Origin of the sequence: Pseudoalteromonas sp. SWN29, assembly GCF_015864465.1 — a bacterium.
Taxonomy (GTDB): Bacteria; Pseudomonadota; Gammaproteobacteria; order Enterobacterales; family Alteromonadaceae; genus Pseudoalteromonas.
Window position 1 is genome coordinate 1 of record NZ_JADYXE010000009.1, and the last position, 22,588, is coordinate 22,588.

General features: G+C 38.0%; 21 protein-coding genes. 6 read left to right on the forward strand and 15 right to left on the reverse strand.

The annotated features are described in order from the left end of the window. Positions 1-83: 83 nt before the first annotated feature. Positions 84-566, reverse strand: a complete 483-nt coding sequence (locus I6F53_RS05005) for a YajQ family cyclic di-GMP-binding protein (protein WP_007377833.1) — start codon at positions 564-566, stop codon at positions 84-86. A 151-nt stretch (positions 567-717) separates the two neighbouring features. Between I6F53_RS05005 and I6F53_RS05010 the strand changes: the two genes are divergently transcribed. Continuing rightward, positions 718-1,071, forward strand: a complete 354-nt coding sequence (locus tag I6F53_RS05010) for a VanZ family protein (protein ID WP_197238732.1) — start codon at positions 718-720, stop codon at positions 1,069-1,071. Next, positions 1,064-1,966, forward strand: a complete 903-nt coding sequence (locus I6F53_RS05015) for a ketopantoate reductase family protein (protein ID WP_197238734.1) — start codon at positions 1,064-1,066, stop codon at positions 1,964-1,966. The genes I6F53_RS05010 and I6F53_RS05015 overlap by 8 nt, the downstream gene beginning before the upstream one ends. A gap of 40 nt (positions 1,967-2,006) precedes the next feature. On the opposite strand, the gene thiI is transcribed toward I6F53_RS05015, so the two are convergent. Together thiI and I6F53_RS05025 are read right to left on the reverse strand one after the other, a co-directional pair. Next, entirely contained in the window at positions 2,007-3,464 is a 1,458-nt protein-coding gene (thiI, locus tag I6F53_RS05020; protein ID WP_166420884.1) for a tRNA uracil 4-sulfurtransferase ThiI, read from the reverse strand. A 97-nt stretch (positions 3,465-3,561) separates the two neighbouring features. Next, positions 3,562-4,215 carry a TetR/AcrR family transcriptional regulator gene (locus I6F53_RS05025; RefSeq protein ID WP_166420885.1) on the reverse strand — a complete coding sequence of 218 codons (654 nt, stop codon included), beginning with the start codon at positions 4,213-4,215 and terminating at the stop codon, positions 3,562-3,564. Between the two features lie 197 nt (positions 4,216-4,412). Here I6F53_RS05025 and coaD point away from each other — a divergent pair, with 197 nt between their 5' ends. Beyond that, positions 4,413-4,904: a pantetheine-phosphate adenylyltransferase gene (coaD, locus tag I6F53_RS05030; RefSeq protein WP_197238735.1), complete on the forward strand. Its 492-nt coding sequence runs from the start codon at positions 4,413-4,415 to the stop codon at positions 4,902-4,904. Positions 4,905-4,949: 45 nt separating this feature from the next. On the opposite strand, the gene I6F53_RS05035 is transcribed toward coaD, so the two are convergent. From I6F53_RS05035 to argC, 8 genes are all read right to left on the reverse strand, one after another. Further along, on the reverse strand, positions 4,950-5,456 hold the full coding sequence (locus I6F53_RS05035) for a hypothetical protein (RefSeq protein ID WP_197238737.1): 507 nt from the start codon (positions 5,454-5,456) through the stop codon (positions 4,950-4,952). A gap of 1,007 nt (positions 5,457-6,463) precedes the next feature. Then, positions 6,464-6,997 carry a hypothetical protein gene (locus tag I6F53_RS05040; RefSeq protein ID WP_197238738.1) on the reverse strand — a complete coding sequence of 178 codons (534 nt, stop codon included), beginning with the start codon at positions 6,995-6,997 and terminating at the stop codon, positions 6,464-6,466. Between the two features lie 16 nt (positions 6,998-7,013). Beyond that, positions 7,014-7,208 carry a hypothetical protein gene (locus I6F53_RS05045; protein WP_197238739.1) on the reverse strand — a complete coding sequence of 65 codons (195 nt, stop codon included), beginning with the start codon at positions 7,206-7,208 and terminating at the stop codon, positions 7,014-7,016. Positions 7,209-7,495: 287 nt separating this feature from the next. Beyond that, a complete protein-coding gene (argH, locus tag I6F53_RS05050) occupies positions 7,496-9,361 on the reverse strand; it encodes an argininosuccinate lyase (protein ID WP_197238740.1) in 1,866 nt (621 codons plus the stop codon). A gap of 50 nt (positions 9,362-9,411) precedes the next feature. Then, the gene (locus I6F53_RS05055) at positions 9,412-10,614 is read right to left on the reverse strand and encodes an argininosuccinate synthase (protein WP_007581653.1); all 1,203 of its coding nucleotides are present in this window, start codon (positions 10,612-10,614) and stop codon (positions 9,412-9,414) included. Then, positions 10,611-11,543 carry an ornithine carbamoyltransferase gene (locus tag I6F53_RS05060; RefSeq protein ID WP_197179860.1) on the reverse strand — a complete coding sequence of 311 codons (933 nt, stop codon included), beginning with the start codon at positions 11,541-11,543 and terminating at the stop codon, positions 10,611-10,613. Before I6F53_RS05060 ends, I6F53_RS05055 begins: the two co-directional genes overlap by 4 nt. A gap of 7 nt (positions 11,544-11,550) precedes the next feature. Next, positions 11,551-12,318, reverse strand: a complete 768-nt coding sequence (argB, locus tag I6F53_RS05065; protein ID WP_197238741.1) for an acetylglutamate kinase — start codon at positions 12,316-12,318, stop codon at positions 11,551-11,553. After that, positions 12,319-13,329 (reverse strand): N-acetyl-gamma-glutamyl-phosphate reductase, encoded by a 1,011-nt coding sequence (gene argC, locus I6F53_RS05070; RefSeq protein ID WP_197238743.1) that lies wholly within the window; start codon positions 13,327-13,329, stop codon positions 12,319-12,321. A gap of 223 nt (positions 13,330-13,552) precedes the next feature. Between argC and argE the strand changes: the two genes are divergently transcribed. Beyond that, a complete protein-coding gene (gene argE, locus I6F53_RS05075; protein ID WP_197238744.1) occupies positions 13,553-14,713 on the forward strand; it encodes an acetylornithine deacetylase in 1,161 nt (386 codons plus the stop codon). A 68-nt stretch (positions 14,714-14,781) separates the two neighbouring features. Here the strand turns inward: argE and I6F53_RS05080 are convergent, their stop codons facing one another. Further along, entirely contained in the window at positions 14,782-15,714 is a 933-nt protein-coding gene (locus I6F53_RS05080; protein WP_024598619.1) for a hypothetical protein, read from the reverse strand. Between the two features lie 75 nt (positions 15,715-15,789). Further along, positions 15,790-17,175, reverse strand: coding sequence for a DNA repair protein RadA (radA, locus tag I6F53_RS05085; RefSeq protein WP_166420897.1), 1,386 nt, complete (start codon positions 17,173-17,175; stop codon positions 15,790-15,792). 362 nt (positions 17,176-17,537) lie between these two features. On the opposite strand from radA, the gene I6F53_RS05090 reads away from it, so the two are divergent. Continuing rightward, positions 17,538-20,015 (forward strand): PilZ domain-containing protein, encoded by a 2,478-nt coding sequence (locus I6F53_RS05090; protein WP_197238745.1) that lies wholly within the window; start codon positions 17,538-17,540, stop codon positions 20,013-20,015. A gap of 20 nt (positions 20,016-20,035) precedes the next feature. On the opposite strand, the gene serB is transcribed toward I6F53_RS05090, so the two are convergent. Then, complete coding sequence (gene serB, locus I6F53_RS05095) at positions 20,036-21,064, reverse strand: phosphoserine phosphatase SerB (RefSeq protein WP_197238746.1); 1,029 nt, start codon at positions 21,062-21,064, stop codon at positions 20,036-20,038. 152 nt (positions 21,065-21,216) lie between these two features. On the opposite strand from serB, the gene I6F53_RS05100 reads away from it, so the two are divergent. After that, positions 21,217-21,837 carry an AhpA/YtjB family protein gene (locus tag I6F53_RS05100; protein WP_166420900.1) on the forward strand — a complete coding sequence of 207 codons (621 nt, stop codon included), beginning with the start codon at positions 21,217-21,219 and terminating at the stop codon, positions 21,835-21,837. Here the strand turns inward: I6F53_RS05100 and I6F53_RS05105 are convergent. After that, positions 21,804-22,571 carry a TatD family hydrolase gene (locus I6F53_RS05105; RefSeq protein WP_166420901.1) on the reverse strand — a complete coding sequence of 256 codons (768 nt, stop codon included), beginning with the start codon at positions 22,569-22,571 and terminating at the stop codon, positions 21,804-21,806. The genes I6F53_RS05100 and I6F53_RS05105 overlap by 34 nt on opposite strands. Positions 22,572-22,588 lie beyond the last annotated feature (17 nt).

The window sequence follows — 22,588 nt, forward strand, 5'->3', positions numbered from 1 at the left end:
CATCCACTTCGAAGGTAGGTTAGATGGTGTGCTAGATATTTAGCAATTTAGGCTGACACAGAATTCTGAACGCCCTCGCTTTATTAGTCGCGGAAATTTTTAAACTGAAAAGGCTGACCTAATTCAGCACTGCGTACTACTTGCATTGCTTCTTGTAAGTCGTCACGTTTTTTACCCGTAACACGTACTTCTTCGCCTTGAATAGCCGCTTGAACTTTAACTTTTGAATCTTTGATGGCTTTAACTACTTTTTTAGCCATATCTTTTTCAATACCTTGTTTAAGACCTACATTACGAAAAACATTTTTACCCGCTCGCGTAATATCTTGAAGTTCTAGGCTTGATACATCCATACCACGCTTAGATATTTTATTCGCTAAAATATCAAATAATTGCATAACCTGAGAGTCCGCTTCAGCTTTTAGCTTAATTGTTTTATCATTTAGCTCTATAGATGCGTCAACACCTCTAAAATCAAAGCGAGTTTCTAGTTCACGATTTGCGTTATCAACCGCGTTTTTAGCTTCGTTCATTTCTACTTCAGATACAATATCAAATGAAGGCATTGTTTGCTCCTAACTATTTAATCTTAATTTTATGTGGCAATTATAACGCTAAAATTATAAATCTTTACATTTTTCTGCATCTTGTTCAGGTGCGATATTAAATTAGTTTGATATACTAGCGCCTCTTTTTTAAGCGATCTTAGGATTTGTCGTGACAAGGCGTGTTTATCAAGCAATTTTTTTAGTCAGCATAGTAGCGTTTACCTTTTTATTTGCCAAAGAAATAAAAGGTGGGGTTACAAACCTATTCCCCCATGTTGATAAAGTCGCCCATTTTGGGATTTTTTTTATATTAGCCATAATAATGGATAAAGCGTTTAAGCTTCCTCTATATGCTCAAATACTTTTATTAGCAGGTTATGGCGCCTCAATAGAAATAATGCAAGACGCACTCCCCTATAGGCAAGCATCACTTGGTGATTTTTTTGCTGATTTTGCAGGTGCTGCAAGCTACTTTATATTAAGAGTTATTTTTACTCCTCGAAAAAAGAACCCATATGGCTAATATTTTAATCGTTGGCGATGGTGCTATTGGCTTATTACTAAGCCACTTTTTAAGTGCGTCGCATAATGTCAGTATTTTAACTCGCAAAAGCCCAACAAACACTCGCTTTTACAGTAGAGGAAAGGGCGCATCAAAAAAAATTGACGCACAATTTATTTCATTAAATCAGCTAAATAAAGCGGCTGAATTTGATGTGGTTTTATTTACCGTTAAAGCCTTTCAAGTACTTGATGCATTTTCACAAATAAAACCTTTTTTACCAACGCATTGCTCCGTTGTACTTTCGCATAACGGAATGGGGAATGTTGACGAGGTAAATAACCAGCTAGGCACTCATCAAGCACTCTACTTTTTAACGACCAGCATAGCGGGTTTTAAATCAAACCAATATATTGTGCAACATACTGGTGAAGGGCAAAGTGTTATTGGTGCTTGTAATGGATTAGCTTTTCAAAATAGCGCGCCAATAACTGATATTTTTAAAGTAATACCAAACCTAAAATTTACTAATAACATTCAGCAGCTTCGTTTTGAAAAACTACTCGTAAATATTGCCATTAACCCATTAAGCGCTTTAAGTAATGTAAAAAATGGCGAATTACGCGCACCTAAGTACAACGCTATAATATTTAATTCACTCACTGAAGCATGCAATATAGCAAAGGTACAAGGACTTAATATCCCATTAATTAAAGCGCTCAATACCGCTTATAAAATAATGGAATTAACGTCTGACAATTACTCTTCAATGCAGCAAGATGTTGCGCATTGCAGAGAAACTGAAATATCAGCTATATGTGGCTATATTAGCCAACAAGGTAAACTTCACGGTATTCCTACACCTTATAACGATGAGTTGTTTGTCAAAATTCAGGCAAAAAAAAGCGTGGTATAAACCACGCTTATATAAATTCTTAATCTTAAGACGACAAACCTTATGGGCGATAAACTTTTACAGTTTCAAACCCCTGTTCGTGCAGCATAAGTGCTTGTAGCTGGCTCATTACGCCTCTGTCACAATATAAATAGTAGTCAGTGTCTTTTGGTAAATCACCAAACTTAGTTGCTAAGCGGAAAAATGGTAAATGTACCACTTCAACACCGTCAATTACTAACGGCGCAGCTTCTTCTTCCTCTGGTGAGCGAATATCAACTACTACAGAGCCTACAGGTAAATCTGCAACTGACTCAGCTTCTTTAAGTTCTTGCTTGGCTTCTACGTCAATATCACGCACGTCCATTATACGTGCGTTGTTTACAACGGTATCTAGCACGTCAAAGTCGAACTTTTCTTCTTCACCAAGAATAACGTCTATTTTGGCTTTAACCGTTGGCTTTTTAGAAATAACACCACAGTATTCAGGCATTGTTTCTGCCATTTCGGCCGTACCAATTTGGCGAGCAATATTAATAATTTCTTGCTTATCGTGTTGAATAAGCGGGCGTAAAATAAGCGTTTCAGTAACACGGTCAATCACGCTTAAATTCGCTAATGTTTGACTAGATACTTGGCCAATACTTTCACCAGTGACAAGTGCTTGAATGTTTAACTTTTGTGCAACCACACTACCCGCGCGCATCATCATACGTTTAAGTACAACACCCATTTGGCTGTTTTCAACGTTTTCTAGAATTTCAGCAACTACAGGTTCAAAATCAACGGTTACAAACTTAACTTTATGAGTTGAGCTGTATTTTTTCCATAAATAGTAGCTTGCTTGTTTAACGCCAATCTCGTGCGCTGCGCCACCTAGATTAAAGAATAAAAAGTGAGTACGTGCGCCTTTACGGATCATTTGGTAACTTGCTACGCCGGAGTCAAAGCCTCCTGACATAAGCGAAAGCACATCTTCTTGGGTTGGTAGCGGAAAGCCAGCCATACCAAAATGTGTATGAGAAACAATATAAGCTTTATCGTCTTTTACTTCTAAGCGTATTGTTACTTCTGGGCGGCTAAGTTTAACACTTGCGCCTTCAATATGCTGGTTCAACCCACCACCAACATAACGCTCTAAGTCAGTTGATGTAAAGTCGTGTTGCCCTATACGCTTAGCACGAACACAAAAGGTTTTACCTATAATTGTATGCCCAACTAACGCTATTGTTTTTTGGTAAATATCATCAAGCGTTTCGAATTGTGTTTCGGTTACTTCAATAAATTGAACAATGCCGGGTATGCGTTTAAGACTGTCGATAAAATCAAGGCGAACTTGTGCATCTTCAAGCTTTGTAACAACTGAAATATTATCCCAGTTATTTCTTACTTGTACTTTTTCGTCAAGACGTCGCAATACAATTTTAATGTTATTTTCTAACACTTTAGTAAAGCGTTTACGGACCGAACGGCTTTTAATGGCTATTTCAGGATGTAGTTTGACGATAAATTTAAGCATAGTTCACTCTTAGACTGCGGGAATTCGCGCTCCCAGGCATTTGGCGCGCGATTATAGCAAAAAATTCAGCGTCTAGGAAACAGCCAAAGACCAACGGCTAAACGACAGTTGGGGCTTGTTGCGCTAATTCGGTATATTTTTCTCGTAATAGGTTCATTTTATCAATGCTTTTATCGGTACTGTACGCTCTAAATAACGTGAGCACTTTTAAAATACCATGATAGATATCTTGCTCAGCAAGCGTACCGCTTGGCCTACGGGCTTTAATATAAGGCGTCCAAAAACTAACTGTTAGCTTAAGTGTATGTGCTAAATCAATGACATCTTGCTCATCAATAGCAATCATTTCACTATCGCGAAGCCCTAAAATAATTTTACGAACTTGCTCTAATAACTCCAGCTGGAAATCAATGTAAGCTTGTTTTAACTCTGAGTCTCTAGAGAGAATATCGCCTAAGTTGTCGTAAAAAAAATGATAACGCCACATCAATTCAAATAACGAATCTAGGTAAGCGGTTAAATGACTAAATGCATCATCTTCTTTATTAATGGGTTTAAAGTGAGTATTTAAATGATCGCGATACAACGCAAAAATATGACGGATAATATCCTCTTTATTTTTAAAGTGATAATAAAGGTTACCCGGGCTCATCCCTAAGTTTGATGCAATATGGTTTGTTGATATTGCACGCTCACCATTTTCGTTAAACAACAAAATACTGGTGTGTATTATTTTATCCTTGGTATTCATATGCTAATACTCAATTATCTATAGGCTACATTACACTCAAAAGAGATTTAGGAGTATAAACAAATATGAGTCATTAAAACACTCCCACCATGGACTGACCTGTTTAAATAAAACAAACATTTGCATACTTTTTAGCTAGGCTGCTTTGTATCACAAACACTGTTAAACTAACGCTAAAATAATAAATAGTGAACATTATGAAAGTTACTGCAATTTACCCTGGTACATTCGACCCGCTAACTAATGGGCATACAGACCTTATTCAACGTGCTGCTAAAATGTTTGATACTGTATTAGTTGCGGTTGCTAATAACCCAAGTAAAAAGCCCTGCTTTAACCTTGAAGAACGAGTTGAACTGGCCAACACTATTTTAAGCCACTTAGATAATGTTAAGGTAATTGGTTTTTCTGGCTTATTGGCAGACCTTGCGCGCGAGCACAATGCTAATGTGCTTATTCGCGGTATTAGAGCGGTATCTGATTTTGACTACGAGTTTCAATTAGCAAATATGAACCGTCGCCTAAATCCAGACTTAGAAAGCGTATTTTTAACACCCGCAGAGCGAAATTCATTTATTTCATCCACTCTCGTTAAAGAAGTAGCTCGTCATAATGGTGACGTAAGCCAGTTTGTAGACCCTGTAATAGTTAAAGCTCTAAAAACTAAATTAGGCTGTGACGGCCAGTAGCTATTTATTTCATTAGCGCATAACTCGTATGCGCTAATTTGGCAATTATATAGGAGATGGTTTTAACCTTTTAATTAACCAAACTAGTTTCAGTAAGTCTTTATTGATAATTAGTATGAGCGCCATAGTAAAATCGATAAAGTACATGCCGAATGTGTAAATGGTCCAAAACCACCAATAGTAAAGAGTGCCAACGATTACAATGTCGTAATGCATACCCAGGAACAAACACGCATTAATAAATAGACCAACAATTACATAGACAAAAGCAATAGAGATAGGTCTTTTACATACAGCTCGCCAAATTAATAATATACCTATGGTAACAAAATCAAAATAAAAATAATTTAAGTGAGGAGTCGCAGTGTGAGGATCCATAAAAAGGCTTGAAGTATAAGAAACCAGCATAATGAGTGATAACTGTAGCAGGTTTTTATCTGCCTTATTTATACTTACTGATAGATTATATAAAAATGAGATTAAAAAGAACCAAGTAAATAATAGTCCTATATTATCGCCTAAATCGACAAGGCTCCAAAGTAGATCAGCCACCAACCGTCCTTTTCAAACTAGTAATCAAACCAGTTTTTAATTTCATCAAACATAGAAAATCTTTGTTTATAAAAAATATAGCTACCATTATAAAATCCACAGCGTTGATCCCAATTGCGTAAGTATTCCAAAGCCACCAATAATTTGTATTATTTAATATATAGATGTCGTAATGCATGAAGAAATGTAAAGCTGAGTTTATAGCTAAACCAGTAATAATATATAGGTAGGTAATACCATTATGCCAGAGCCGTCTAAGGAAAATAATAACTAGAAGAGTTAAAATATCGGAAAACAAAAAATCTAGATAAGTTACCGTATCCATATTTGTAAATATACTAAATGAATATGAAACACTCATAACCAAAGACAAATACACTCTTTCTTTATTAGGCTTATTAATCGAATGAGCAAGGGAGTATAAAAAGGCCATAAGGAATCCCCATTGTACAAGCCCTCCAATGTAAAACGATACTGTTGGACTAACTATAAGTTCACTCATTATTTTTAAGATTTTTGGAATTTAAAGTAATAATTTTAAAAGGTGACATTTGTACAAATTTTTTATTCAGTATCAGCGAAAGCATCATCAATATATCTATTAAAGTACTCCCAACAGAATAAAAGCTCCAATACCACCACTCATCTAAGTGGTAAAGAATATACAGATCGTAATGCATTATTGATGCGAGAAGGCTATTAATAGCTAAACCTATTAGAATAAAATTAGCACTTGGGCAATATTTAATAAGGTCAATTTTTTTAAAAAAAAGTATTGCTGCTATGGTAAGTAAGTCATATAAAATCCAATCTAAATAAGGATCATTCAATATAGTAAAGTATCCACTCAAAAAATATGAACACAACATTATGGTTGATGTAATGAGATGGGATTTATTTTTAGTATTGATACTAGATACTAAGCAATACAAAAAGGCCATTAAAAAGCCCCATTGTGTAAAAGCATTTATATAATCTAGGAAAGCACCAGTTAAGTACATTTTAAGCTAAGTTACTTTATGATTATCGTTTGACTTGAAGTAGCTGAAGGTTTTGTTTTTTAATTTATTAAGACCGAGAAAATCTCTATCAACAATAAGTGCAACAATCATTGTGAAGTCTATAATATTAACTGAAACTGCGTAAATGTCCCATAATAACCACGGTTTTTTGTTTTGATGTACATATAAATCAAAATACATCAAAAGAAAAAAAGTTAAATTTATTGATAGTCCTACGATCAAGTATATGAATGAAACGGAGGTTTTTTTCTTACAGGCTAGGCTCATAAAAAGAATTAAAATAGTTAGAACATCATATATTGCCCAATCTAACAATACAGTAGTTTTTATCGACAGCCATGTAAAGAAATAATCAGAGAGTGTGTAAGAAACCATCATAACAAACGAACTGAACAATAGGTTTGTATCTCTTTTTACATTTAGGGAGTAAACAAAGGCATTGAAAAAAAATGCCATTAAAAATCCCCACATTGTAAATGCTGAAAGCGAAAAAAAACCAAAAAATTCAGTTAAAAACATTTATAACCTTAATTAATTACTTAGGTTTTATAGGTATTATACCACCACCGCGCTGTAATTCTGCACCAGCTGCAGCAATAGCCTCTTGAGAGATGCTTACTGTATCAGATTGCAGGGTTTTAGGGCTAGCAGTTTGTTCCATTGCAGGCTTTAATTGTTGTGTTTTGTTGTATGCTTGCATTTGTAATTGGCTATTAGCTGAAACTTGCATGTGATTGATCCTTGTAAAAGTTTTAATTATATTTGGTGCAATTTTTAACCACATTATTATGCAGATAAATGCATCACCTGTTTAAAGTAGTGATAGCTATTTTACTATTTTCTTTACCATCTACTTTGTTGTCTACTTTAACAAAGCAACCAATGTGCCAACTTTTTTTGACACCTTAAAACTCACTCAAAATATATTTACATAATCAAACCAAACAGCTCCGACCAGTTTACTGCAGACATAAAAAAACGCACAGGGGTAACCGTACGTTTTTATATCCAGGGATTTTAAGCTACGTATTTACACGGGATCTCCGCACGTGTACTTAACTTCAAAATATATTCCATTGCTACTTCGTCACAATTTTCTTTACGAAGGCAAAGTTCACAATCTTTCATTACCTTTTCAGGCAGGCTCTCTTTAGAGCAAAATATAAAACGCTGCTTTTCGAAAAAGTCCGGAACACGTGTTAATACGATTACCCGATTTAGTGCCAATTTTTTGGCTTTAACTAATAAGTGCTCAACTAGCTGTCTACCCTGTCCTGAAACAGCGCTTTGTGGGTCTATACCCAATGAGCGTATTTCAGCAAGGCCAGTGTCGTATATATACAACGACGCACACCCAGTTACTCTGCCGTTAATTTCAGTTACAGCAAACTCATTTATTGAATGCACCATATCACTTTTAGCACGCGGTAGGTTTTCGCCTACAGTTGCCCAGTGCTGAACCAATTTAGCTATTGATTCAACATCATCTAAGTTGGCATCACGAACCGTTATTTGCTGTTTTTTTTTCGCTTCTTTTATTGCATTCGTTACTTGCTCAATGGATGTACCGCCAAGTGCTTGACGCGCTTTTATACAGGCGTCAATTTCAAGTACCGGATATACATCGTCTTCAAACACGTCGCTTACCGATTTGTACTGCGCAAGCGAAAGATCTTCAAGTGTTTTACCTTCACTAATAGCAAGCTGAACAAGCACACCCACAATATGATGCCCTTCTCTAAACGGTACGCCTTTAGCAACAAGGTAATCTGCAAGTTCTGTCGCATTAGCATGGCCACCTTTAGCAGCAGCAAGAGTTCGATCGCCTCTTACTTTAACGCCTTTAATACAGGCTTGTGCCATATGAATACAGGCAAGCCATGTTGGCATCGCGTCAAATATGCCCTCTTTGTCTTCTTGCATATCTTTATTGTAGGCAAGTGGCAGCGCCTTTAACGTCATCATCATCGCGCTAAACGCACCAAACACACGCCCGGTTTTACCACGAATAAGCTCAAGTGCATCAGGGTTTTTCTTCTGAGGCATGAGCGATGAGCCCGACGTTACATTATCAGCAAGCTCAATAAAACCCGCTTCACCAGAGTTGTAAAATATTAAATCTTCAGACATACGTGATAGATGAATCATCGAAATAGAAGCACAACTTAATAGCTCTACAACAAAGTCACGATCAGATACGCCATCAAGGCTATTTTTAGTAGCGCCTGTAAAGCCTAAGCCTTGCGCAAGTGTTTGGCGATCAATGGGGTAAGCTGTGCCGGCTAATGCACCACTGCCTAATGGGCAAAAATTCATGCGTGCTTTTGCATCTTGCAGGCGGCTTTCATCACGCTCTAGCATTTCTACGTAAGCCATACACCAATGGCTAAATAATACTGGCTGAGCACGTTGTAAATGTGTATAACCTGGTAGTATTGTACCCAGTTCACGCTCAGCTAAAGCAACAAACTCACCTTTAAGCTGCTCAATTGCTTTTAAAATATGCTCGGCTGTATCTCTACACCATAATCTAAAGTCTGTTGCTACTTGGTCATTACGGCTTCTGCCTGTATGTAATTTTTTAGCTAAATCACCTACTTTTTCGATTAAAGCAGCTTCAACATGCGAGTGAATATCCTCTGCGCCGGAAGTAGCTACTGCGAGTGGATCAGCTTTTACTTCTTCAAGTAACTCATATAATGCCGCAACAAGCTCTTTGTGCTCATCATTCGATAACACATTTACTTGTTCAAGCGCGCCAGCCCATGCCACAGAGCCAATAATATCTTGCTCCGCTAGCTGATAATCGAAGGGAAGAGAGTCGTTAAATTGCTTAAACGCCTCATCTGGACCCGTAGAAAAACGTCCGCCCCATAATGCCATGAAATCTCTCCAAACCCTGTAGTGCCCCTTTTACAGGGGCTATAAATAATTTACTTTTTAGCGAGTGCTGAAATTCTGCTTGAAAGCGAGAATAAACGAATAAAGCCTTCAGCGTGTGATTGGTCATACACATCGTCTTCGCCAAATGTAGCGAATGCTTCGCTATATAAGCTATTTGGTGACTGCTTTTGAACTGCAGTTACTTGGCCTTTGTATAGCTTAAGTACCACTTCACCTGTTGCCACTTTAGAAAGTGCTTCAGCACCGGCTAAAATAGAATCTTTAAGAGGTGTAAACCAACGACCGTCGTATACCAAATGCGAAAATTCACCACCGAGTACTTCTTTCCACTTACGGCTTGCTTTATCAAGCACTAGCTCGTCAATGGCTTGAAGGGCCGCCATAATTACGGTGCCGCCTGGGGTTTCATAACAACCGCGCGACTTCATGCCGACTAAACGGTTTTCTACAATATCAACACGTCCAACACCATGAGGTGATGCAATATCGTTTAATTTAACTAAACAATCGTAAGGCTTAAGTTCTACACCGTTTACAGCAACCACTTCGCCTTCAACAACTTTTAAAGTTACTAGTTCTGATTTATCTGGTGCTTGCTCTGGAGAGTTAGTCCAAGTCCATACTTGTTCAGTTGGTTGGCACCACGGGTCTTCAAGCTCGCCACCTTCATGCGAAATATGCCATGCGTTAGCGTCACGGCTATAAATTTTTGTAGCCGATGCCGAACACGGAATGTCACGCTCTGCTAAGTAATCAAGTAATGACTCACGGCTTGATAAGTCCCACTCACGCCATGGCGCAATTACTTTTAAATCAGGGGCTAGTGCTGCAAAACATGATTCAAAACGAACTTGGTCGTTACCTTTACCAGTACAACCATGAGAAAGTGCGTCAGCACCTACTTTACGTGCAATTTCAACTTGTGCTTTAGCAATAATTGGGCGCGCCATAGACGTACCTAATAAATAAGTGCCTTCGTAAATTGAACCTGTTTTAAGCGTTGGGTAAATGTAGTCACTTACCATTTCATCTTTTAAGTCAACGACGTAACATTCAGATGCACCAGAGGCGATTGCTTTAGCTTCTACGCCTTCAAGTTCTTCAGCGCCTTGACCTACATCGGCAACAAATGCGATTACTTCACAGCCGTAGTTTTCTTTTAACCATGGCACGATAGCCGACGTATCAAGACCACCAGAATAGGCTAAAACGACTTTTTTAATTGAACTCATAGGTGTTCCTTAACAAAATTTGGATTTAGTAATGTAACTAGCAGAGCATTTTGCGCATGCATGCGATTCTCTGCTTGTTGAATAATTTTAGATGCTGGACCATCCATTACCTCAGAGGTAATTTCAAATTCACGGTGTGCCGGTTGGCAATGTAATACCGTAGTCGCACCTGTTTGATCTAGCAATGCCTGATTTAATTGATAAGGCATGTATTTTTCTTTAACTTGCTCAAGTGGTGTTGTATCACCCATTGATACCCAGGTATCTGCGTATACAACGTTTGCACCAACAGCAGCTTCAACACGGTCACTTACCATGACTGATGCACCATTCATTGCTGCAATTTGCTCAGCTTTTTTAAGTATTTGTGAATCTGGTGAACACCCTTTTGGTGTTACAGCAACAAAGTCAGTACCTAGCGTAGCGGCAAGTAACATCAATGAATGAGTCACGTTATTGCCCTCGCCTAAGTAAGCCACTTTAAGTTGGCTCACATCACCATGTACTTCTTGAAGCGTTAAAAAATCAGCCAGCGCTTGGCACGGGTGATATAAATCACACAAGCTATTAACTACCGGTACCGATGAAAACTCGCCTAATGTAGTCAATGTGCTGTGCTGATTTACACGTGCCACAATACCATCAGCCCATGTAGAAATATTAAGTGCAAAATCTTTAATTGATTCACGTGCACCCATAGCGCCATTTTGCTGATCTAAATAAACAGCATGACCACCTAAACGATTTATACCTATATCAAACGATAAACGTGTACGTAAACTTTGTTTTTCAAATAACGTTACGATTGATTTGCCCGCTAATACTTGGCTGTATTTTTCTGGCTTTGCTTTTATATCTTGCGCTAACTTTAATAAATTAAGTGCGCCTTCTTGGTCTAACTCTAAACCCGTTAAAAAATTTTCAAACATAATAAACCTATGGTGTAATCTTTGTTCCGACATGCTCGCCTTGCAGCAGAGCTGTTAAATTTTCTGGCTTTTGCCAGCTGGAAATATACACACCGCGTCGTAAATGTTGGGCAGCGTGAAGGCTGGTCTTAACTTTGACCTCCATCCCGCCCACAATTACTCCATCTGTAATTAAAGTATCAATGTGTTTTGTGTCAAGTTGATGTAACGGTTGTTTATTTGCGTCAAGTACCGCTTCTACATCCGTCATAAAAATAAGTTCTGCATTTAAATTACTGGCAATAGCCGCTGCAGCTTCATCTGCATTTACGTTGTACCACAAGCCTTGTTCATCAAAGCCGATAGAGCTAACAATAGGTAAACGCCCAATTTTAAGTAAGTCGTTAATAATAGAATCGTCGTTACTTTTGCACTTACCTACTAGGCAAAGCGCTTTTAATTTTTGAGTAGCAGTAACACCTGCCTCAAAAAGGCTTAAGCCAACCGGTTTATGCCCTGCGCTTATAGCTTGAGTCATTAATTGTTTATTAGCGCAACCTGCAAGCGCACCCACTATATAAGGCATTTGCTCTGCAGGGCTAATACGTAAACCTTGATGTTTAGCGCTGGCAAAACCCGCTTGCTTTAGCCATGTATCCACTAAAGAACCACCGCCATGAACGATGACAAACTCATCATTTTTTTGCTCATTGAGTACATCAAACAATGCTTTTGCAGCATTTTCTGTATTAAGTACTGCACCACCGAGTTTAATAACCCACGTTTTTTTACTCATTTAAAACGATCCTTTTAAGCCGGTAATGTGCTCTAAATTCATAGAAATATTAATACACTGCAAAGCCTGCCCAGCTGCGCCTTTTAATAAGTTATCAATGGCAGACATTACAATTAACTGTGTGCCTTGTTGTTGCCAACCAATATCAACAAATGGCTGCTTAGCTACACCTTTAATTGACGGTATTTTATCGCCTAGCAAACGAATTAATGGCTCGTTAGCAAGTACTTGATAAGCCGCTGTAACGTTTTCCTTGGTAACACCTGGCTTAAGCTGTACATAAATAGTTTCTAAAATACCACGCGGGAAATTACCTAAATGCGGTGTAAATAAAACTTTGTGGCCAAGGTGTTGTTCAATTTCAGGACCGTGGCGATGGTTAAACAAACCATAAGGGGTAAGCGATACTTCACAAAAGTGAGTACCAACGCTTGCTTTACGCCCGGCACCCGTAACACCCGATACTGCATTAATAATAATACTTTCGCTGCTCAATAAGCCTGCTTGTTTAAGCGGTTTAAGTGCATTAAGCGCAGCAGTTGGGTAACAGCCTGCAACAGCAATTAGCTTTGCATTGGCGATAGCATCATGGTTCCACTCAGCTAGACCGTAAGCGGCTTCATTTAAAAGCTCTGGATGTTGATGTTCAAAACCATAATAAGTAACGTAATCTTCATTACTTGCTAGGCGGTAGCCACCTGATAAATCAAATACCTTTTTACCCATAGCTAAAAATTGCGGCGCTAAATCAACACTTACTTTGTGATCGGTACATAAGCATACGTAATCAGCATCACTTTGAATGTCTTCAAACGCTGATGAGCTAAGAGGAAGTAAAGGGCAGTCTAGTAAGCCAAGGTGCTCTGGGTATAAATCACTTAGCAATTTATTTTTATCTAAGCTACCCTCAGATACATAACAGCCTGTTAAAGTTAAGTTTGGATGCTTAGCAACTAAACTTGCTAACTCTGCGCCGCTATAACCGCTTGCGCCAATAATCACTACATTCATTTGTTACTCGTTATCTTAAAATTAGTTACTACTTACTTATAATGTTCGCTTAAACTAGCTTAGATGCTAATTAAGTCTTTTTTATTAATGAATTTTGATTATCGTCGCATTATTTTCATAGCGTTACTTTAATATATTTATGCTTAAAAAGTGAATTGATATTCATCATAAATACTTTTATATTGTTATGCAATTAAATTGAATACTTATTTTGGATTTTTTTATGCCTTTACCTTCGTTTATTTCCATGTACCAACAATTGATTGCAGCCCCTTCTATTAGTGCTATTGAAGACAACCTGTGTATGAGCAATAAAAACGTAATCGAACTCCTAGCCAGTTGGTGCGAAACACTCGGTTTTACGTGTGAAATTATAGAATTAGAAGGAGGTAAGGGGCGCTATAATTTATTAGCAAAACGCGGAGAAGGTGATGGCGGACTAATGCTAGCTGGTCATACCGACACAGTGCCTTTTGATGACAGTCGTTGGAATTATAATCCGTTTAAACTTACCGAACTCGATAATAAATTGTATGGATTAGGAAGTATTGATATGAAAGGCTTTTTTGCCTTTGTATTACAAGCGATCAGTGAACTTGATGAAAAGCAGCAAACTCAACCTATTTTAATACTCGCCACTGCTGACGAAGAAACAACAATGGCAGGTGCACAACAAATATGTAAACACCCCAATTTAAAACCTGCACGCTGTATAATAGGCGAACCTACTGATATGACTCCAGTATTTATGCACAAAGGCCATATGAGTACAGCAATAAGAGTAGTTGGTCGCTCTGGCCATAGCTCAGATCCCGAACGTGGTCTTAACGCCATTGAAGTTATGCATAAAGTGATTACAAAATTGATGATCTTAAAAGAACAATTAAAGCATAAATATTCAATAGAGCACTTCGAAATACCCTACCCTACATTGAACTTGGGTAATATTCATGGCGGCGATAACGCGAATAGAATTTGTGGTTGCTGTGAAATGCACATAGATATGCGCCCATTACCGGGTTTAAGCATTAAAGAACTACAAGCATTAGTACACGATGCAACGAAAGAAATTAATGATCAATACCCTAACGCTGTGAGTGTTATTGATTTACACGAACCCATTCCTGCATTTAGTGGCAGCACCGACAGCGCTTTAGTAAAAATGGCTGAAAAAATAGCGGGTCAAAAAGCGGTCGCGGTAAATTACTGTACTGAAGCTCCTTTTATCCAGCAACTCGGTTGTGAAACGATTGTAATGGGCCCTGGCTCAATTAACCAAGCGCATCAACCTGACGAGTTTTTAGCGATGGAAAAAATAAAACCATCACAACAAATAATCACCGATATTATTAAAGCCAATTGCTTTAGCTATCAGAGTCACTAGCAGCTTATAACAACACAAATAATAAAGGCGCCAATTGGCGCCTTTATTAAATGATTAAATACTGATATTTAATCACCTTTAACTTCTAAATTAATAAACTTAACTAGCTCTTCAGGTTGCCCTACTAGCATCATAACTTGTTGATTAATTTCCATCATGGTTTTACCTTCAGGTAGCTTTGCAGATACGCTAAATGAATTTAAACCTTTAGCAAAGCTAGTTAAAGCTGCGGCTATGTCTTCAGTAACAGGCGCTTGTTGCAACTGTTGCTCTAGCGTCATTTCCATCTGCTCAAGCGTCATACCTTGCTTTTCAAGCTCGCTTGATAATAAATCTTTTAGCTTACCTTGGTTATTTAAAACAAAGCTAACATTACGTGGCTCTAACTTACTCATTGCTTGCATAACAAGTGTTTGCTGCTGTAACTCTTGCTCGTAAGTAAGTGGCTGGTTACCCGCTTCTTGTTGCGCTTTACTAATCGCTAATGAGGCATCCATTAAGGCTTTTGAATTAGCCAAGCCCATATCCATGTTAAAACTAACAATGTCTTTTGCATCAAGCTTAACAACTACATCACTATTGCCAGACTCTTCATCGTAATCAAGTGATGAATGTAAGTCGTAACTTGCCGACGCTAGCATTTCGTTTGTATCAGCTGGTAGTTTTGAAACAAAATCTTTGTCAAACTGAAAGCTTTTTACATCAAACGATGTATGTGGTGATATTTTATCTGGCTCGTAACCAGTTATTTCAATGCTTTGAATATTAGCAACATTGTCACCCTCAGGGCTTATTACTTCCATGTTTGTTATTTCTACGCTTTTTGAAATAACACTTGCTGATAAACCAGCATATTTAAATGTAGCGCCAGTTTGCTCGCTTACTAAAGCAAGTTGCTTATCTACTTCTGCACGCACTTCTTGTGTAGCTACATAATTTGCATAGCTCACGCCACCAACGCCCGCAGCTACAATTGCTGCAACTATTACTAACTTTTTCATGTTATTTCCTTATTCTATTCTTTGTGTAAACCGAGTTTTATTAAGAGTAACATTACACATTAACACCCGTAAGTGTTAATTAATTAAACTAAGCAACTCATGTACTGTTTTAACTGGCGTAATTTTAGCACCAAGCCCTTCCATTGATTTATGATAATTACGAAATGGAATATATATTTCTGTAAAACCATGCTGAGCGGCTTCTTTAACACGTGGTACACCGCTATCGATTGGGCGTACATCGCCGTTTAAGCTAAGCTCGCCCATAATACAAGTGGTTCGCGGTACAACAAACTCATTTAAGCTGCTAAGTAGCGCGGTAACCAATGCTAAATCAATACACGTTTCTGTTTCATCAATTCTTAGGCCGCCAACAATATTAAAAAAAGTATCGTGAAATATTTTAGTTTTAGTGTGTTTGCGTAATATACCGGTCAGCATTTTTATACGATTCATGTTTAAACCAACACAAACACGCTGCGGAAACTCAGCCTCAGTTTCGGTAGTTAAACATTGAATCTCAAGTAATAAATTACGGTTACCTTTACGGATACAGGTAATTGTAGAACCTGGTGAATCGGTTGTAGACCCCGATAAGAATATTTCGCTCGGGTTATCAACACTTAACATCCCGCGTTCGCACATTTTAAAAATGCCAACTGTATCAATATCGCCAAAGCGGTTTTTATTTGCCCTAAGGGTACGAATTTGCCCATCGTTGGTGTCTATATGTAGCAGTGCATCTACAATGTGTACCAATGTTTGCGGGCCCGCTATTTCATTATTTTTATTTACGTGAGCAATAATGAACATAGTTACATCGTTTTGCTTACAGTATTGAGTTAATGCTTGGGCGGCACTTTTTACTTGCGAAGGCGAGCCTGGGCTACCATTTGCCGTTTCGGTTACAACTGCTTGAATAGAGTCGATGACAGCAAACTTAATTTTATTCTTTTCGAGCTCTTCAATAATAGTTTCAACGCTCGTTTCTGAAAGTAAATAAAGCTCGTCAGGGTTATAGTTTAACTTTAAACGGTTAACCCTATTTTTAAACTGCGATAATGACTCCTCGGCTGTACAGTAAAGTGACGGCATACGTTGTGACATTCGCGCCACCAAGTCCGATAGCAAAGTTGTTTTACCCGCACCTGGGTCACCTGAAATAATATTAACAGAGCCGGTAGTTACACCGCCGCTTAGTACGCGATCGAGCTCGCCTATTTCAGTTAGCTGTTTTTCAGCCTCTGATGTAGCAATATCATTGATTTTTTTAGAGCCACCACCAGCGCCGCCAGCATAACCGCCTACATTCGCTCGAACTGATGTTTTTTTACTTTGCCCTGCTGAAGGTTTAAATTCTGCTAATGTGTTCCACGCACCGCAGCGGCATTGACCCTGCCAACGTGGGTAGTTCATGCCACATTCGGTACACACAAACTCTATTTTTGCCGCTTTAGTCATTTATAACCTTATCTACGATTCTTTAATTTTAAAAACATTTACTGTTAAATGCTTATTTTGCCATTTCAAGCATTTACTTAGCAACAAACTCTTGCTTGCATGAAAATCTAGCGTCACAATCATTAAATAAAAATGGTGTTTCTTTTTAGCGATAATTTAGGGCATACTTTTTGCTTTAAAATAGTTTAAAGTAACTTGCCAACAAAATGGCAAATAACACATAATAACAAGAGCTAAACGGTAGTAACTAGAATAATCGTACCTATATTAATGACATAGCGCGATTTAACGTTTATTGAATTTCTAATAAATGGACTTAACAGTATACCTACTTTTTCAATTAGACGGTGATGGTTTTATAAATGGCTGATGACATAATGCTCAAACACGAAGACCTCGTGAATGAGTTAAAAACATATTTAGGTAATGCTAAATTTGACCTGATTTTCAAATCAAAAACAGCTGGGTTAACTAAACCTGAGCAATTTTTGATGAAAATGGAAATGTCGCGCTTATCTCAGCCGGTGGCACGCTTTGTTGATCTACGTGGATTAGTAACAGGCCAAGTAAAACCGTATGAGCATAACGGTAAACAACACTTTATGGATGACACAGCCATTGAAGTGTTTGAAAAAGCACTTAAACAGCATGGAGAATACACCCTAGCCGTTTACGAAGCCGTAATGAATACAGAAAACAACCACCGCGTATTGCAAAAACAAGCCGCCGAAAAGTCAGAATTACAAGAATTAGAAAGTAACTTAAGCACTGAAGTCATTAAGTTTGCCTCTTACGAGAGTCGCCGTGAAGAGCGAATGAATTACTCAATAAAGGTAACTATTGATTACAAAGATAAAAAGAATATTGCTGCTAGTACTTCAGATATATCTTTAAGCGGTTGTAAGGTTAAGCTTGCAACACGTTACTCTATAAAAAAAGGCGAGCTAATTGCAATGCGCCTAGTGGGCCTTGAACAAGACTTTGAACTTGGCTTAAAAAACGGTATTCAATACGAAGTTGTTGCCGTAGAAAACATCTCTCGCGAATTTAACCACATCCGCTTAAAACGCACTTACATAGAAAATAACGATGCCTTTAATGACTTTTTAGAAAGCTTTATTCACGGTAATAAACGTCGTTATAAAGTAAATCTAGATAATACACTAGATGCTGTAGTATCTAAGGGCTATGAGCAATATTACATCCCTCGTGTAACGTCTTTATATGTATTTTTAAGCAAAAAAGATGAGCAATATTACCCAAGCCTTAGCCTTACTACTGAAAATAATATTTTTATCCAGCGCTACTTTACCGACGAAAGAAAAGTTCCATGTTTATACAATGTACTTAACCATCAGCGTATTACACAATTATTAACTCAAATAACCGCGGTTAAAGAAGATTATCTCTATACATTTACCCATGTATCATCAGGTAAAATTTATTACTACTCAGCAACGCGTACAGAACTAAGTAACAACCCTAATTTACGCGATTTATTTTTAGGTTTTGGTAGTCAAAAAGAGAGTTGGCAGTGCTTTAAAATACAAATAATGCCAAGCCACCCGGATGATTCTTTTATACCGCTTTCATTACCAAATAGTGCTGGTGAAAATATAGAAAAATTAAATAAGCCGCCTTCACCTCGTGTAAAAGGCCTTATAAAAGACGTTAAATATATTGTTGTACTCACTAGTATTGGCAATAAAGCAGAGCAAGCAGATTATAAACAGCTTACTTTTGATAAAGCATTAGTAAATCAGCTTAAGCATTTTGGTCATGCTAAACACAAAACTCCACCTTATTTAGATATTGTGCCACTTGAATACGTAAATTTACGCTCACATAAGCGCTACCTTTATAAAACACCGGTTAGTGTCACGATTAATGATGAAGTATTTAACGGTTATACACGTGACTTTTCAGTAATGGGTTTGCAGTTAGAGTGCGAACAACCAGCTACATTTAAAAAAGGCGACATTGTACTTTTAACATTTCCTGAGCTTCAAAAAATAACTAAAAAGCATAAACTTAGTGAGCTAAAGTACGAAGTAATGGCCATCAGTAAATCATTCACTACTATCAACTTAAAAGCGAATCGCATTGCTGATTTACCCCATGCCGGCGTGACCTTTTTCACTCAGCTAATAGAAGGGAATAAAGACAAACTTAAAGTATCTGAAGAAGCGCCAAAAGTAGAAGGCCTATCTACCGCACTTAGAAATATGGTGACGAAAAGCGTTTGCCAATTTCCGCTGTATTTACACAAAGAAGTAGCACACTTTAAAACGGGTGCAATTGGTTATGGTTTATACGCTAGCCCTATTCATGTGATTTTGCAAAACTTTGGTTTATTAGGCAATAAAACTGATTTTTCGAGCATTCTGACCGAAGAGCAGATTATTAATGTAATAACACCTAATATAAAAGATCGTAGCCGCCAAGACCCACCACTCGCTTTTACACTCGCTATTAATTTTGACCCTCGTAAAGGCAGTATTGAAGAGGCTATTGTTAGCCAATGCGCCCTAGGTGAAGACTACTCCAGCTTTTATAAACAAATTAGCAAAGGCATTACATCACAGCTTATATTTGTGATGCGTTTGTATATTTCGCGCACAGGCCGCCCCGATACTGACTACCTATCTAATGAGCTTAAATACGTAAGCCAGTACGCAATGCACAAAGCAAAAGATTTAGAAGAAGCATTATGGGCTGTTGCAGGCGTGGGTGATGTAGTAGATATAACTGAAGAAGCTTTAAGCCATTTAGAACTTAAAAAAGAGCAAGTTGAACAAATGGGCCGCCGTAAGCTAATTTGGTTAAACCGCTTGCGCTAAGCGGTTTAACTTAAACAACTTTAAAGAGCGGGCTCATTTTCTAACGGAATAGCCAACATATACAACAATTGCAATAATGATCCTTCACAAATAGCCGCTTGTGCTTGCTCAACTACTTTAGGCTTGCCATGTACTGCTACACCTAAACCTGCTTTTGCCATCATGATTAAATCATTTGCGCCATCACCAATAGCAACTGTTTGCGACTTTTCAAGCTCTAGCTTTTGTTGGAGAGACTCTAAAATAATTGCTTTTTGCTGTGCATCTACAATTGTACCTAGTACTTTTCCTGTTAGTTTATCGTCTTTAAATTCAAGTACATTAGCGTGTACTTCATCTAAATTAATAAGCTCTTGAACGCGCTCTGCAAACGGTACAAAACCACCTGATGCAATTGCTAAATACCAATTATGTTGCTTTAAAATTTGGCACAGTGCTTTAATACCAGGCATTAAAGGCAATACACCTTTTAGCTCTTCAATTAAACTTTTTTCAATACCCGCAAGCTTGGCTACGCGCTGATTTAAACTCTCGCTAAAATCAAGTTTACCCGCCATTGCAAGAGCGGTTACAGAAGCAACTTCATCGTATACATCCGCAAGACGTGCTATTTCATCAATGCACTCAATGGTTATTGCAGTTGAATCCATATCCATAACCAATAAACCAGGCTCATATAAATTAGGCGGTGTAGCAACTTGCACTAATTGGCAATCAAGCGTGTTTGAAAACTCTTGTAACACGAGCGGGTTTATAGCTTGATCGCAGTTTTGCGTGTAAAAACATAGTGCTGGAGATAACCCTAAATCTGGTTGGTATTGGCATATAGCAGTGACGGTTTGGTTATGCATAGCTAAAAAATCAATAATGCTAACAATGTGTTTTTCTTCAAAATCACCTGCAAACGCGATGCTAAATAACCCCAATGCTTTGTTTGGGATATGATCGAGAGGGGTAAATACACCTCCACTATAACTAAACCATGTATTTAGAGTTAAGCGTTGTAATGGTTGCTCAGCAGTTGGCTGTGCCATGTTGATTTGCGACATGGGATCTCCGTGTTTGTTTTTATTTTCCTGATAGTTGGCATATCAAAATGGGTATTCTCAACACTAAATTCGCCATCAGGTGGGGTTTAAGGTTATAGTTAGTGTAGTTGTAACATCAAATCAAAATGCTGTCAGCAGCATAAACGGTGACTATGAAAAATAACCATATTAAAAACCCTATATCCGCATCTCAAAGAAAGCGACTTGTTCGCTTAATACTTGCGGCTGGCTGTTTTGTATTACTAAGCTGGGTAGGTGTTAATAGTAGTTTTCAGAGTCATCAGTTACTTTATGATAGTGCAGACAGCACCGCAAAAAGCCTCACTCAATTTATGGCTTTGAATGTAAAAACGCCGCTTATTGAAAAAAACAAACCACAACTCAATGCCATTTGTAACGATATAAGCAAAGATGAGTTTGTGCTTTCGGCGACTATTTACGATCAACAGGGTATTTTATTAGCCAGTAGCGATAATTGGCAGTCGCACCATGTTTATGGTCAGCTTTCTGACTCTACGCCTGGGATAAGCAAATTAAAAACGCCTTTTATGGAGCCGGTAATAAGCGATGACGACCGCCCTATTGGCTTTGTGTCGGTTACTTATTTAACTCGCGCTGCGATATCCGATAGCCATAATCATTTTCATGATTTAGGTAGGCAGGTTTTATTAATGCTAGTGATTGCCTGTATTTTTACGTGGCAATTAGGCCGAGGGTTAAAACGCTGGCAGGTAAATCGCTATATGCAAAAAACATCTGAGCAAGAATCATAAAGCTGTTTGGCAAGTACATCTCTATCACTGTATGGCTTTAAATCACATAACGCGTTAAACACACTAGGTATATGCAATGGCGTGTTAACTTCACCTTGATGACCGCTTAACGGCATTGAAGGTGAGTCTGTTTCAAGTACTAGGTGCTCTGGCTCAATAGCAGCAATAACAGCACGTGTTTTAGCTGCCCGCTCATACGTAATAACACCGCCTACACCAAGCTTAAAACCGTGTTTAATATAATACTGCGCTTGTTGAAGTGAGCCCGAAAAGGCATGAATCACTCCCCCGTTTTTTGGCCTACAACGTTTAAAAGATTGCGAAATTAAATCATGGCTTTGTCTGTGGTGAACAATAAGCGGTAAATTAAGCTCATTCGAAAGCGCTATTTGCTGCTCAAATAAATAAGTTTGTTTAGGAAGGTTTTCAATACTTCGATCAAGTCCACACTCTCCAATAGCTACCAGTTGGCGCTTATTTGTAGTTGCGAACTCAAAAAGCGCTTTTATGTGCGATTCTTCATGTTGATCTAAAAAGTAAGGATGCAGCCCTGCGGCTATTTTTATACTTGGGTAGGTTGCTTTGAGCTCTATGAGGGCATGCGATTGAGCAAGCGTTATACCAGGCACAACGAACTGATTAACTCCCTTTGCTACACACTCGTTTATGAGTGATTCACGATTCGAATCAAACTCACTAAAGTCGAGATGGCAATGAGAGTCAATAAATTGCACGGTTACTTACTCATCTA

Coding starts and splice junctions, on each gene's coding strand:
- argE (WP_197238744.1), top strand. CDS start 13,553: ATGCCTTTACCTTCGTTTATTTCCATGTACCAACAATTGATTGCAGCC.
- I6F53_RS05005 (WP_007377833.1), bottom strand. CDS start 566: ATGCCTTCATTTGATATTGTATCTGAAGTAGAAATGAACGAAGCTAAA.
- I6F53_RS05060 (WP_197179860.1), bottom strand. CDS start 11,543: ATGTTTGAAAATTTTTTAACGGGTTTAGAGTTAGACCAAGAAGGCGCA.
- thiI (WP_166420884.1), bottom strand. CDS start 3,464: ATGCTTAAATTTATCGTCAAACTACATCCTGAAATAGCCATTAAAAGC.
- I6F53_RS05100 (WP_166420900.1), top strand. CDS start 21,217: ATGAAAAATAACCATATTAAAAACCCTATATCCGCATCTCAAAGAAAG.
- argB (WP_197238741.1), bottom strand. CDS start 12,318: ATGAGTAAAAAAACGTGGGTTATTAAACTCGGTGGTGCAGTACTTAAT.
- argC (WP_197238743.1), bottom strand. CDS start 13,329: ATGAATGTAGTGATTATTGGCGCAAGCGGTTATAGCGGCGCAGAGTTA.
- serB (WP_197238746.1), bottom strand. CDS start 21,064: ATGTCGCAAATCAACATGGCACAGCCAACTGCTGAGCAACCATTACAA.
- I6F53_RS05055 (WP_007581653.1), bottom strand. CDS start 10,614: ATGAGTTCAATTAAAAAAGTCGTTTTAGCCTATTCTGGTGGTCTTGAT.
- radA (WP_166420897.1), bottom strand. CDS start 17,175: ATGACTAAAGCGGCAAAAATAGAGTTTGTGTGTACCGAATGTGGCATG.
- I6F53_RS05025 (WP_166420885.1), bottom strand. CDS start 4,215: ATGAATACCAAGGATAAAATAATACACACCAGTATTTTGTTGTTTAAC.
- argH (WP_197238740.1), bottom strand. CDS start 9,361: ATGGCATTATGGGGCGGACGTTTTTCTACGGGTCCAGATGAGGCGTTT.
- coaD (WP_197238735.1), top strand. CDS start 4,413: ATGAAAGTTACTGCAATTTACCCTGGTACATTCGACCCGCTAACTAAT.
- I6F53_RS05015 (WP_197238734.1), top strand. CDS start 1,064: ATGGCTAATATTTTAATCGTTGGCGATGGTGCTATTGGCTTATTACTA.
- I6F53_RS05080 (WP_024598619.1), bottom strand. CDS start 15,714: ATGAAAAAGTTAGTAATAGTTGCAGCAATTGTAGCTGCGGGCGTTGGT.
- I6F53_RS05045 (WP_197238739.1), bottom strand. CDS start 7,208: ATGCAAGTTTCAGCTAATAGCCAATTACAAATGCAAGCATACAACAAA.
- I6F53_RS05090 (WP_197238745.1), top strand. CDS start 17,538: ATGGCTGATGACATAATGCTCAAACACGAAGACCTCGTGAATGAGTTA.
- I6F53_RS05040 (WP_197238738.1), bottom strand. CDS start 6,997: ATGTTTTTAACTGAATTTTTTGGTTTTTTTTCGCTTTCAGCATTTACA.